We start from the raw sequence: 12736 nt of genomic DNA on the forward strand, positions 1-12736 counted from the left end.
AAAAGGATTAATACAATGGATATATCGGTTGCACACACCAAACTTGTACCAACAAGAAGAAATTCCCTATAAAACATGTAAGGGTTTTCATATAACGTTCACAAAAAGGGTCCCGGTTTGTTTTCCGTGACCCCCATTTGCTTAAGTAGTGAATCTTCCAACCAACGTCTGTAAGTCGCTCGTCATATTCCCGAGCGACTCGGCGACGCCGTTCAGTTCTTGAATCATCGCGAGTTGTGAATCAGCCGTCTCTCCGACCGACCTCATCGTTACAGCCATCTCTTCACTGTCTCGTGACATTTGAAGAGAAGATGTGGCGACTTGCTTCGTCGTCTCTGCAATCTCGTTTGACGCGATTCGGATGTGTGACGTGTTATCGACCGACGTCTCGAGTTGACGGACAATCTGTTCAAACGCACGCGTCGCTTGTTCGAGTAACTGTGAATTCGTCTCGACTCGTTTCGCACTGACGACGTGTTGGTCGAGAACGGCATTCGACTGGGCTTGAATTGACTCGATGAGCCCGGCGATTTGTGTCGCCGACTGCTTCGATTGCTCCGCGAGTTTACGCACTTCTTCTGCGACCACGGCAAAGCCTTTTCCTTGCTCTCCGGCACGTGCGGCTTCGATCGCCGCGTTCAACGCTAACAAGTTCGTCTGGTCGGTGATGGATTGGATGACCTCTGTGATGAGAGCGATCTCGTCAGACTGTTGTTTCAAGGCCGAAATCGACTCACCAGTGAGACGTGTCTCCCGCTCAAGTGCACGTACTTCGTCTTTTGCCTGAGTCATCGTCGATCCACCTTCTTCGGCGAGCTTCAAACTTTGGGACACATCATCATCAATCGAGACGATCGAGCCTGCGATTTGACCGATTCCTTCGTCGGCAGCTGCTACGGCGCGGGCCGAGCCACTCGCTTCTTTCGCTTGTGCGACCGTCTCTTCCACAACGCGGTCGATGAGACGTGTCGTCTCTTCAGTTTGCGACGCCATCTCTTCTGTACTCGCATACAGTTCTTCGGATTGAGCTGTAATTTCTTGTGCGTTTTGTGTGACGCGGTCAATGAGTTCGCGCAAGTTCCCTTTCATCCGGTTGAAGCCTGTCATCAATTGTCCGATTTCATCTTGCGTGAGTGCTTCAAGGTCGGCGCGTGTCAAATCACCTTCCGCGACCACGTCCACTTCTTTCGCTAAAAAGCGTAACGGTGCCGTCACCATCCGACTGATGGCATATCCTGCCCCGAGCATCAATACAACGCTCACGATGGCGATGACGACTGAATACAAGAATGCACGCTCGCCCGCCTGTTTAAGTTCGGTTTGCATCCCCAACATGTCCTTCTCGGTCTCGGCTTGAAGCGCCTCCCCTGTCGACGAAATCGACTTCGTGACGTCTGGCATGAGACGGAGCGTCAAGCGGTCGATCGCCTCTTGATCATTTTGATCGATGGCCGTGATCGCCTGTGTCGCGAGCGCATCGTACCCCGTCGCATATTCAAGTAATGCTTCATACTCGTTTCGTTCGGATTCATTGTCAGCCAGTCCAATCAATGATTCGATAGCTGCCTTCTTTTCTTCTCCGCCTTGGATGATTTGTTGTTTGCGTTCATCATCCTGCACCAAAACATACCCGCGGACCCCATATGCTTGACGAACCATTCCGAGCGCCAAGTCATCTGCTGCTTTCATTTTCATGACATCGTTTGAGATCATCTGTTCATACTGACTCGTCATGCGTTCAAGCGTCCATAGATTGTATCCCATCCCGACGAACGTCAAAATAAGGAGCAATCCGATACTTCCCATAATTTTTTTGGACAACGTCCACTTCTTAAATACTGTTTTCACGACTTACGAGGAGTCTTCTCCTCTTCCACCTCTTTTTCTCTCTTTGTTTGTGTACTGCCTTTTTTATATCGGACATGACAGCCTAATTTGTACCAACAATTTGAAATTCATGAACGCATTGACCTATCTTTCGATTTTTTCAAATAAACATAAAAAAGAACCAGACGTATGCCTGGTTCCAATCACTGTTTATAGTTTGAATTGAGCGACTCGATTCGATAGTTCGGTCGCGCGTTTTTCCGTTTCACTCATCTTCGTCTGGACATCATTGAAGCGTTCGACGGAAAGTTGAACTTTCTCCGAAATCGACTGCGTTCCGTCCGCACCTTCTGTCACGGTCGTCGCCACTTCTTGGATGACACCAAGAATATTGTCCGTCATATGTCGGAGTTGAAGCGCATTCCCTTCAAACGTCTTCGCTGTCTCCCCGAACACCGTTGCGTCCTGTTCATATTGTGTCGCGGACTCTTCGAGACGATCGTAGTCGGCCATGACTTTCGTATTCAAGAACGTCAACATATCAGCCGAGCTCGTGTTGAGGCGTTCGACCGAATCGATGACCGTGTTCGATACGTCACGAATCTCGTTCACCGTCTGACGTGAGTTTTCTGCAAGTTTGCGAATCTCAGAAGCGACGACCGCGAATCCGCGACCGGCTTCGCCCGCTCGTGCCGCTTCGATTGATGCGTTCAACGCGAGCAAGTTCGTCTGATCGGCGATGGCGAGAATGGCCGTCGTCAAGACACGAATCTCTTCGACAGACTGTGCTCCCTTGATCGCTTCTGCGAGTTCAACTTGTTTCTTCTCAATAATCGTCACGGCCTCCGTCTTCGAGACGACAGCCTGTTCACGCATCTCGTGAGCTCGCGTCTCGACACGCGTCGCCGTTTCGGCGCTGTCATTAGATAGGTCGACGATTGAATCAATCGAGCTACCCATCTCGGTCGTCGAGGCGCTCATCTCTTGCGAAGATGCTGCCGTTTCTTCCATGCCGGCCGTCAATTCTTCGACCGTTCCAGATGTCTCTTCCATATAGTGACTAAGACGTGTTACCTCTGCAGAAACCTCTTTTGAAGATGACAGGACGACTTTCGCCGTCTCATCGACATCAATCATGATCTCACGGAGCGTACCGAGGAACGTATTGAACGAGCGACTCACTTGTGCGATTTCATCGTTCGACGTCACCGGAATCGTCATCGTCAAATCGCCGCCTTGTGTCGCGAGTTCATCGAAGCGAGTCTGAAGCGTACGCATCGGTCGGATAATCGAGCGTAGCAAACTGAGTCCGAGGAATAAAAGGATTGCCACGGCACCGACCGTCACAGCCACGAGCGCCATGAGCGACTGCATGAATTCACGCTCCATGTCTTGCCCGACGCGTTGCGAACCTTCTGAGTTATAGTCGACAAGATTCGCTAATTTTTGTGTGAAGTTATCATACGTTGCTTGTGACTGGGCATCATAGTACGAACGTGCCATGCCTGTATTTCCTGTCGAGCTGAACGTCAACATGTTGTCCGAGACACGTTGATACATCTCCCATTGACGCGAGAAGTTTTCGAAAAGTTCTTTATCCGTCTCACCTGTCGCCGTTTTTGCGTACTTCGGTGCAATCGTATTGATTTCATCTCGAATCTCTTTCATCTGCGCCATCAGTTCTTCTTTTTGCGCCGCATCTTCCGTTACGATGTGATCGAGTTCGAGCGTTCGATAGTTCGCTGCGAGCGTATTGAGTTCGTGGGCATAATCAAGCCCCTTATTCCAGTTGTTGACGATATCGTCCGCTTGGCGATTCGCATCACTCATTGACAATAGTGCGTATCCGCCGACACCAACGACCATGACGAGTGATATGATGATTAGTCCCCACAATTTTTGACGAATCGTCATGTTCTTGCCGACATTCGCCCCGAAAGATGTCGTGCGTTCACGCTTCTCTCTACGTTTTCGTTTGAGTGTCGGTTTCCACGTCCATGTCGGTTTTCGTTTGATCCGACTAAGTGTCTTAGACCAGATTGATTTCCATGCCATCTATGTATTCCCCTCTCAATCATGCAGTGTTTCCTATACTATCGACAATTTTCTGAAAATAGTGAAGGGGATTGACCAAACTTAAAAAAGGTGACTCCGAAATGCAAGAGTCACCTTCCGTTCAATTATTTCGCACTCAATACGGTCTGTGTACCTTCGATCATTTTGATTTCCGTCCATTCCATCACGTTTTTCGCAAGTGGGTCGTTGGCGACCATGAAGTCAGCCAATGCTTCGATTTTTTGAGCGTCGACTGGTTGTTTCACGTTGTTCAAACGGAAGCGAACGACTTTATGGAATGCATCTAAAAATGAGATTTCAAGTTTTGTGTCAGTCATGGTTTATTTCCTCCTTAGGGTATGGGTTAGACTAAATCGTATTCGCGGATGATACCGAGGTCTGCGTCTTCTTGAATCACTAAATCGATTAAGAGACGACCGAACGTGTTCACGACGTCGGCTGTGAGATCGGCACGGACTGGACCGAACCGTTGTACTTTTTTCGTTGGTTTTGCCGTTTCAAGATCGTGGTGTGTCGTCAAGACGAGTGTTGCTTTCTTTTCCGTTAAGACAGCCATAGGGGGATGGCTCCTTTCAATGGGGGATTAGGTTTCTGATAAGGTCGAATCATCCATTCGCTCGAGGAGCTGGATCATCCGATCGAGCTTCGTCTCAATTCGATGAAGCAAATAGAGCGAAACGACGATTGGGAACCCGAGATTCGAGATGAGTTCGGGCCAACTCATATGACCACCCGCTCATCCTGCCGAATGTCGGTGCCGATACGAGTGAGGTTCTGCATAAGTCCTCCGTGTTAATACACGATGAATTCTTGGGCTACAACGTAATTGACGGATTCGACATCGATGAGTGCCGCCAGTAAATCTCCGAACTGCCGCATCAACGTCTCATCCATCTGACTGCCGAGCGGTCCGTATCGGACGAGCTGTTTCTTCTCTTTCCCATCCACGAGTCGGCGTGTGTCTAAATAAAACATCGTCGCCGCTTCTTCGTAAGTTGCCATCTGTCTCACCTCCTTCGCCCTTATTAACCGTTCGTCGGATGAATGTGCTCAATCTATTTTTTAGAGCAACTTAACGACAAAAGTCCCGGATTGTCTGAATTTTTAATCATTTTTCAGATTTTTACTGCGATACTTGAGTTTTGATACCAATTAGGGTATCTTAATGTTCGACAGACATCGTTCAAAATTACGACAAAAGTCCCATGAATCATTTCCCCACTTTGAAAAAACTGTAAGTTAAAATCTTGTAAATGGGGTACGATACGTAAGAAGACATTTTGAAATGACCAGTCAGTCTTGAAGAAGGAGATCCATCATATGAACAGCTTAGACCTCGCACGTACTACTTCTATTCCTTCCGCTCAACACGACTTCGACCAGGCCGACCTGACGTTTTCAGCCACCGAATGGGATACATACCGACCGGAACAAGGAAAACCAATCTCGTATAAAGAGCAACACTTGATTGTCTATCCGCTCAAAGAATTGAGCCGCGCCTTCAGTGTGGCCGGCATTCCGCGCAGCCAACAACAGTTGATCAAATGGGAGACAGATGGCGTGTTGCCACCTACCCCATTCACGTTCGGCCGGAAGCGATTCTATACGGAAAATCAGATTCGTACCATTGTCGACATCGCATTAGAATGCGGATTGCGTCCACGGACACATGTCAAAAAGACAAACTTCTCGGAATTGGCGCATCTTGAATTGACGTACATATTACAACTCGAACTGAACACTTACGAAGCTCCTGTCGTCTGAGCAGGCAAAAAACCATCCGCCATGATGCTCATGACGAATGGTTTTTTTAGGTTATTTTTGAATGACTTGGCGCGGGATGTTCTCACGGGACACCTCGTCATACGATGTGACGGTGTCCCCGTCTTTGACGTATAAGCGCAAGTACGCGCCTTCTTGAAGTTCTTTTCCTGCGGTAAACGTGACTTGCTTCGACTCACCGTCTGACGTGAATGCGGTTTGCGTGTACACGTATCGTTTCATCACCTCACCATTTTCAAGCGTCGTCTCTTCCACATCGCTCGCCTCTTGAACTTCCACAAACAAGGTGTCTTTCCCAAATCGATTCCAATCCACTTGCAGTAAACCTGCGGCGAGCAGAATGCCAAGAACTGCTATTCCAATCCATTTCTTCATATGTTTTCGCTCCTTATCGAATCGCCGTCATAAAACGACGAACCGTTACTCCGTAATAAACCGCATAGATTGCGGTATAGACGCCCATCCACACGAGAACAGGCACCGTGAAATTCATATTCAACAAGTTTGAAAAGGCAATGAGTGCGACCGTCGCGTGCAAAATCCCAAGTGCGAACGGCGCAAGAAAGACGACGACAATCTGTTGACGGACTGTACGTCGCACGTCTCGATCAGATATCCCGATTTTCTGTAAAATCGCATACTTCGCCCGGTCATCCTCCGCTTCCGTCATCGTCTTGAAGTAGATGACGCTGCCTGTCGCGACAAGGAAGACGAGACCGAGGAATGTTCCGACGAAGAGGAGTGCCCCGTTCATCGCCATCGTCTCTTCGTATACGTCCGGTGCACTCGAGAATGAATCGAGCCCAAGTTCTGATAGACGGTCAGACTGATCGCGCTGATCTTTGAATGATTCCGTGAGTGCGACGTGATACGTCTCGCTCGGCTCGGGCATCGTCTTGAACACATCGTCTGCGACGACAAGGAACGTTCCGCCAAACGTCATGACGTTGAGTGGAGATGCTTCGACCCGGGTCGAAACATCAAACGTATCACCTGAAAGCTCGACCGATTCGATTTCTTCGGAATAACGCTCGTCATAGAACGGATCGACCGATAGCACCTCGTCCTGTGGGAACGGTTCTGGTTCTCCCTGACCGAGACCTTTGAGAAGATGACGATACGTCGATGCATCGATGACCCCGAGTTCGCGCTCCCCATATTCTGCTTCCATTCGAATCGTCTTCTGTTCAACGCTTGATTCAAATGTAGCACCCTCCACCTCGACCGCCTCACCTTTCCAGGCGTACGTATACGGTGTATACGAGGACACATTCTCTTCCGCATAATAATACACACTGAAGATGGCACCACCCGCTGTGATCGCCGTCGCACTGATGATACTAATCAACGTGAGCGTCTTGGCGTTCCCGCGGATGCGATAAAGGAGTTGCGATGTCGTCAACAGGTTGAGACGCTTCCACGACCAACGCTCATTCTTTTTCAGCCACGTCAGCGCAAAAATCAACACACTATGGAAGAGGAGCGCCGAACCGATGACGCTCAATCCGATGATGAGAAGCGGCATCGCGAGGCCGAGCGTTCTCCAAAGGGAGGACGTCATCAAATCCTGGAGTGCGAGCCAATACGCCACACCAATCGTCAGGACGCCTACGAAAGCGACCCAGCCTTTCGCCGTTGGGACACCTTCTCCGCTCTTGTCCGCATGGAACAAGTCAATCAACTTAAAGCGATAAATGACCCGGTACCCTTGAAATGAAGTAAAAAGGAAGATCACGAGAAAGACGAGGAACGTCTCGATGAATGCCGACCCCGAAAAGGCGAAGCCGATGTCTAAGTTACTGTCCATCAAACGCAGCAACAGCTGTAACAGCGCATTCGACCCGAATAGCCCCAAGATGATCCCGACGACCAAGGACACCGCTCCGATGACGATGTTCTCAAACAAGAGCAGCAGGCCGATTTGTTTCTTTCGTACCCCGAGTAGCGAGTAGAGCCCGACCTCCCGCTTACGCCCTCTCAAAAAGAAGGCGTTCGAATAGGCGATGAAGAGCGCAACGAACAGCATCAGAATGAACGTCGACGTACTCATCAGTCCGCTAATCTTTTTCGATGTCTCCGCGAGCGCGCTAATCTCATGACTATGTTTGAGCGTAGCGAACGTGAAATAAATGACAATCGAGAAAATGGTCGTCCCGACGTAGAGCGCATATCGCGATAAATTACGCGCGACGTTCTTCTTCGCAAGTTCAAATAGCGTCATCGACCGCACCGCCTTTCGCCAGTTCCTCGAGGATCGATTGATAGAATGCATCCCGCGAGGCGTTGCCCCGAATGAGTTCTTTATTCAAACGTCCGTCCTGTATATAGAGGACGCGGCGACAGAAGCTTGCCGCGAAGGCGTCATGCGTCACCATCATGATCGTCGTCTCGGCCTCGTTCAACCGTGCGAGCGTCTCCAACAAGTCCGTTGCTGACTTCGAGTCGAGCGCGCCGGTCGGTTCATCGGCGAAGATGAGTTTCGGGTCCGAAATCAAGGCACGACAAACAGCTGTCCGTTGTTTCTGCCCTCCTGAGATTTGATACGGATATTGGTTAAGAATTCCTTCAAGCCCAAACCGCTTCGCCAACCGTTCGACTTTCTCACGTGTCTCATGGACCGGTGTCTTCGAGACGGCGAGCGGGAGCAACATGTTTTCCCGTACCGTCAACGAGTCGAGCAAGTTATAGTCCTGGAAGATGAAGCCGAGATGGTCGCGACGAAAATCGGCGAGCGCCTCCTCATCCATCGACGCGATGTCGTCCCCCTCGACTAAAATCTCACCGGACGTTGGCGTATCGATCGTCGCGAGGACGTTCAGTAACGTCGACTTCCCGGCCCCGGATGGTCCCATGATTCCGACGAATTCACCGTGTTCGATTGTGAACGAGACGTCATCGAGCGCCCGAAACGTTGTATTTCCTTTTCCATATGTCTTTTGAATCGATTTCACTTGTAATAATGTTTCCATGTTCAGCACCTCTTTCTGTCCCTTACATTACGCCCCCTGTCTTAACTTCAACTCACGCGTACCTTACAAAATCCTTACATGATATCCTTATGAGAGAGGTGATGACGATGGAACAACCACGGATTCTCATCGTGGATGATGAACAAGACTTGTGTACGTTGATTCAACGTGCACTTGAGAAAGAGGGATTTAAAGAGATTCGAACTGCCCATACGTTGAAGGAAGGGTTTGACGTGTTCGAGACGTTCCACCCACATTTGGCCATTTTGGACGTCATGCTACCGGACGGAGAAGGCTATCAACTCTGCCAACAGATGCGAGCGCACTCGAATATCCCCATTCTCTTCCTATCTGCCAAATCGGAAGAGGTCGATAAATTGCTCGGGCTCGCTATTGGCGGGGATGATTACATCACGAAGCCGTTCAGTCCAAAAGAAGTCGCCTTCCGCGTCAAAGCGCAACTTCGTCGGGTATCGATGATGGAAGCACCGATGCCCGAGACGACAACTGTCGGACCATTCCAAATGAATGAAGATGAGACGGAAGTATATGTGAACGGGGAACGATTAGAATTGACGGCGAAGGAGGTCGGTCTTCTCGCCTGCTTTTTACGAAATCCGAATCGGATTCTCAGCAAAGAGACATTATTCACCCAAGTATGGGGCGAATCATTCTTCGGTTCGGATAACACGGTCATGGTGCATATCCGGCGTTTACGAGAAAAAATCGAGCCGAATCCTTCTGCCCCGACCTATATCAAGACGGTCAAAGGTCTCGGTTACCGGTTGACGGTATAAGGAGCGCTTATGATGAAATGGAAACTGACCGGTCGCTATTTATTGTCGATTGTATTGATTGTCGCCATTGTCGTCTTTCTGAACATCGCCATCCTATTTGGACTTCTCATCAATGACCGAACAGGACTCGACGATGTGGAGAGCAACTCTGGGGAAACCTTTACCCGTAACTTCAGCACGTACTTATTACTTGAAGATGGAGAACCCGTCGTCTCAACAGCAGGTCAGGAGGCGCTCGAGCAGTATGGGGCGTTCATCCGCTTTTTAGATGAAACGGGCCGGGTCGTGAGTGAAGTCGATGCACCGAGCGGACTACCGGATGCCTATTCGCCGATTGAACTGATTCAAATCTATAAATATATGGATGACGAGCTTCGGCTCTATTTCATTGGAGAATATGAATCCTACAGTTATCTAATCGGTGTGCCAGAGGCGAGTGAACGCCGGGTGCTCTTCATGTTAGATGAACAGGCGGTCCTTTCCTATATGTCGAAGGCGTTTCTATGGATTCTTGTCGTCGATTTGCTCGTTGCCGCATTGATTGGTCTCTTGTTCAGTTCTAGATTGACCCGCCCTGTCTATCGATTGACGGAGCGAATCCAACAATTGAAGAGACGAGATTTCTCTCAATCTGAACCGAAGCGTGTCGGCATCTATCGTCCTGTCTTCCATGACTTGAATGCGGTCTCCGAGACACTCACGACGTACGAACGACAACGCGAAGAACTCGATAATCGACGGAAAGAATGGATGAGTAACGTGTCCCATGATTTGAAGACACCGCTCGCCTCGATCCAAGGATACGCCGAGTTGTTGGATGACGATTCGCTGAACGAAGCGGATCGTAACCAATATGTACATGTGATCGAGCGCCAAGCAAAGTATATGAAAGAATTGCTCGACGATTTCAACTTGACGATGCGACTGCAGCACGGCGACTTCCCGCTTACTTTAGAAGAGACACGCCTCGAGCCATTCGTTCGAGAAGTCATCATTGACGTGTTGAACGACCCACGGTTCAGCGATCGCCACATCGAATTCGAAGCAACAGAGGCGGCGACCGTATCACTCGATCGTCACTTTATGAAACGCGCCCTGCTCAACTTCCTATATAACGCCCTCCTTCATAATGATGAATCGGTCATCGTGACGGTTCGGGTCGATAAAGACGTCGTGACCATCCAGGATGATGGGAACGGGATCGCCGAATCCGAATTGCCGTATATATTCGAACGCTATTATCGTGGAACGAACACGGATGATGCTCGTGGGAGTGGTCTTGGAATGGCGATTTCACGGGATATCATCGAAGCACATGGTGGGAAGGTCGAGGTAGAAAGTAGTCAAGGACAAGGGACGACCATCCGAATCATCTTCACACCATAGCAAAAAGGGACGCACTCAGGCGTCCCTTTGCTGTGTCGTATAATGATCAATCCACGATTCGAGTTCCTCGAGCGGCAACGGTTTAGAGAAGTAATATCCTTGCATCTCGTCACAGCCGAGTTCACGTAACGCATGCCATTGTTCAATCGTCTCGATTCCCTCACAGACGGTCTTTAAATTCAACCCTCGTGCGAGGTCGACAATCGACTCGACGATGACGTTTCCGGTCGGGTCGTTCTCGGTCACTTGGATGAACTGGCGATCAATTTTAATCTCATGAATCGGATAATGTTTCAAGTAGACGAACGCCGAGAATCCAGTCCCGAAGTCATCGATTGAAATCGAAAATCCTTCTTCACGGAACGCGACGAAACGGTCGATAACATGTTGCTGATTTTCCATTCCGACACTCTCCGTGATCTCGAGCGTCAAATAGCTCGTACAGACGCCCTCTTCCCGGGCGATTTGAGCGAACTTCTCGACGACTCCTTCAGACAAGAAGTGACGGGCTGATAAGTTAAGGGCAAGTGAATACCTGTCTCCTTGGTCATGCCACCGTTTGAGCTGACGACATGCCGTCACGAACACCCACTCTTCTAAGTCAATGATGACACCGGTCGATTCGGCGAGCGGGATGAAGTCGAGCGGTGGCACGAGACCACGTTCGGGATGGTTCCAGCGCATCAAGCCTTCAAACCCTCTCAACGCTCCGGTCATCGCATCGATTTTCGGTTGATAATACAACATGAACTCATTTCCAGCGAGACCACTCCGTAAATTCATCTCCAAAATCAACCGGTTCGCCGCTTTCTCCCCCATTTCTTCTTCATAAAAAACGATGGTGGCCCGTTGAAACGCTCGTTCACTTGCGGCAATCCGTGCCCGATGAACCATTTCGAGCGTCGTGATGTCCTTTTGCTCGACAGCGATAAACGCGCTCATCGTCAAGATGACTTCTAACTCATCGACAAGAAACGGATCACGTACGAGCACTTCACATAACTCATCCGCGACGGCATTCAGTTTGATCCGATCCCCATACGGTAACCAAATCGCAAATCCTGACTGCGACATGCGACTCAATTTCGACTCGTCGACATAACGACGCAGGCGATTGGCGACTTCTCGGACGATTTCATCTGATTTCTCAATGCCAATCGCATCTTCGATCGACCGAAAGTCATCGACCTTCAAATAGACTAAAGCGCCCAGTTGATGTGGCTGACGCTGGCGTTCTTCATCCATCTTCTCGATAAAGCCGGTATCTTTTAAGAGACCCGTCAATTCATCGATGTAAGCTAGACGACGAATGTGTGTATCGACCGCCTGTCGGTCGAGTCGGAAGTAGAGAATCGAGATAAAGTCTGTCAGTGTACTGACAATCAACTCTTCTAGATAGGTCCATTCCCTTGTGGAAAACGACTCACAACAAATCACACCTTTGGCGCGATTGTTCGCATAGATCGGGGCATCAAGCATCGATTGGATGCGCTGCCCTCCCACGAAATAATCGGTGTATAATTCCTTCACCGTCGGATGATTCCGAACATCTTCAATCGCGAGCACCCGGTCTTTTTGAAGTGCATCAAAATAGGCTGGGGCGATGTTACGGTAAATTGTTAATTGAGGATAATGCGTCCCGGATTCTTGAGAATAGGCGACTTGGCATGAAATGGATTGATGCGATGACTCAAAATGCCAAATCGACACCGTATCGACCGCCAACATATCGGCGACAATCTCACACATATATCGGGTTGCCTCTTGTACCGTGTCTTCCGTCACGATTGGCATGCGTACGAGCTCGAACAGTTTCTCTTGATGTTTACGATATGTTTGGTTTGAAAAGTTCTTCTCGACCATCAGTCTGCTACCTCACCATTCTTGATTTGACATTAT

The 12736-nt window shown here is 49.4% G+C and carries 13 protein-coding genes; 3 read left to right on the plus strand and 10 right to left on the minus strand.

The features are described from left to right. Positions 1–141 precede the first annotated feature (141 nt). From KNO75_RS08085 to KNO75_RS08110, 6 genes are all read right to left on the minus strand, one after another. Positions 142–1848 carry a methyl-accepting chemotaxis protein gene (locus KNO75_RS08085; protein ID WP_353047935.1) on the minus strand — a complete coding sequence of 569 codons (1707 nt, stop codon included), beginning with the start codon at positions 1846–1848 and terminating at the stop codon, positions 142–144. Positions 1849–2037: 189 nt separating this feature from the next. Continuing rightward, the gene (locus KNO75_RS08090) at positions 2038–3882 is read right to left on the minus strand and encodes a methyl-accepting chemotaxis protein (RefSeq protein WP_214820930.1); all 1845 of its coding nucleotides are present in this window, start codon (positions 3880–3882) and stop codon (positions 2038–2040) included. Positions 3883–4007: 125 nt separating this feature from the next. Beyond that, positions 4008–4220, minus strand: coding sequence for a DUF2922 family protein (locus KNO75_RS08095; RefSeq protein WP_214786581.1), 213 nt, complete (start codon positions 4218–4220; stop codon positions 4008–4010). 26 nt (positions 4221–4246) lie between these two features. Beyond that, positions 4247–4459, minus strand: coding sequence for a hypothetical protein (locus tag KNO75_RS08100; RefSeq protein ID WP_214793371.1), 213 nt, complete (start codon positions 4457–4459; stop codon positions 4247–4249). A gap of 27 nt (positions 4460–4486) precedes the next feature. Continuing rightward, positions 4487–4627, minus strand: coding sequence for a YvrJ family protein (locus tag KNO75_RS08105; protein ID WP_214694127.1), 141 nt, complete (start codon positions 4625–4627; stop codon positions 4487–4489). A gap of 68 nt (positions 4628–4695) precedes the next feature. After that, entirely contained in the window at positions 4696–4905 is a 210-nt protein-coding gene (locus KNO75_RS08110; protein WP_214793368.1) for a hypothetical protein, read from the minus strand. Between the two features lie 318 nt (positions 4906–5223). On the opposite strand from KNO75_RS08110, the gene KNO75_RS08115 reads away from it, so the two are divergent. After that, positions 5224–5667 (plus strand): MerR family transcriptional regulator, encoded by a 444-nt coding sequence (locus KNO75_RS08115; RefSeq protein ID WP_214793365.1) that lies wholly within the window; start codon positions 5224–5226, stop codon positions 5665–5667. 51 nt (positions 5668–5718) lie between these two features. Here the strand turns inward: KNO75_RS08115 and KNO75_RS08120 are convergent, their stop codons facing one another. The 3 genes from KNO75_RS08120 to KNO75_RS08130 are packed head-to-tail and all read right to left on the minus strand — an operon-like array spanning position 5719 to position 8654. Continuing rightward, entirely contained in the window at positions 5719–6060 is a 342-nt protein-coding gene (locus KNO75_RS08120; RefSeq protein ID WP_214820931.1) for a YxeA family protein, read from the minus strand. Positions 6061–6073: 13 nt separating this feature from the next. Beyond that, positions 6074–7906 carry an ABC transporter permease gene (locus KNO75_RS08125; RefSeq protein ID WP_214820932.1) on the minus strand — a complete coding sequence of 611 codons (1833 nt, stop codon included), beginning with the start codon at positions 7904–7906 and terminating at the stop codon, positions 6074–6076. Then, entirely contained in the window at positions 7893–8654 is a 762-nt protein-coding gene (locus KNO75_RS08130) for an ABC transporter ATP-binding protein (RefSeq protein WP_214820934.1), read from the minus strand. The genes KNO75_RS08125 and KNO75_RS08130 overlap by 14 nt, the downstream gene beginning before the upstream one ends. A gap of 107 nt (positions 8655–8761) precedes the next feature. On the opposite strand from KNO75_RS08130, the gene KNO75_RS08135 reads away from it, so the two are divergent. Both KNO75_RS08135 and KNO75_RS08140 read left to right on the plus strand, forming a co-directional pair. Beyond that, the gene (locus tag KNO75_RS08135) at positions 8762–9451 is read left to right on the plus strand and encodes a response regulator transcription factor (RefSeq protein WP_214793353.1); all 690 of its coding nucleotides are present in this window, start codon (positions 8762–8764) and stop codon (positions 9449–9451) included. Between the two features lie 12 nt (positions 9452–9463). Then, positions 9464–10837, plus strand: coding sequence for a sensor histidine kinase (locus tag KNO75_RS08140; protein ID WP_353047556.1), 1374 nt, complete (start codon positions 9464–9466; stop codon positions 10835–10837). A gap of 15 nt (positions 10838–10852) precedes the next feature. Here KNO75_RS08140 and KNO75_RS08145 read toward each other — a convergent pair whose 3' ends face one another. Further along, entirely contained in the window at positions 10853–12700 is a 1848-nt protein-coding gene (locus KNO75_RS08145; RefSeq protein WP_214820938.1) for a sensor domain-containing phosphodiesterase, read from the minus strand. Between the last annotated feature and the right edge of the window lie 36 nt (positions 12701–12736).

This window comes from Exiguobacterium sp. s35, from assembly GCF_018617535.1.
Taxonomy (GTDB): domain Bacteria; phylum Bacillota; class Bacilli; order Exiguobacteriales; family Exiguobacteriaceae; genus Exiguobacterium; species Exiguobacterium aestuarii.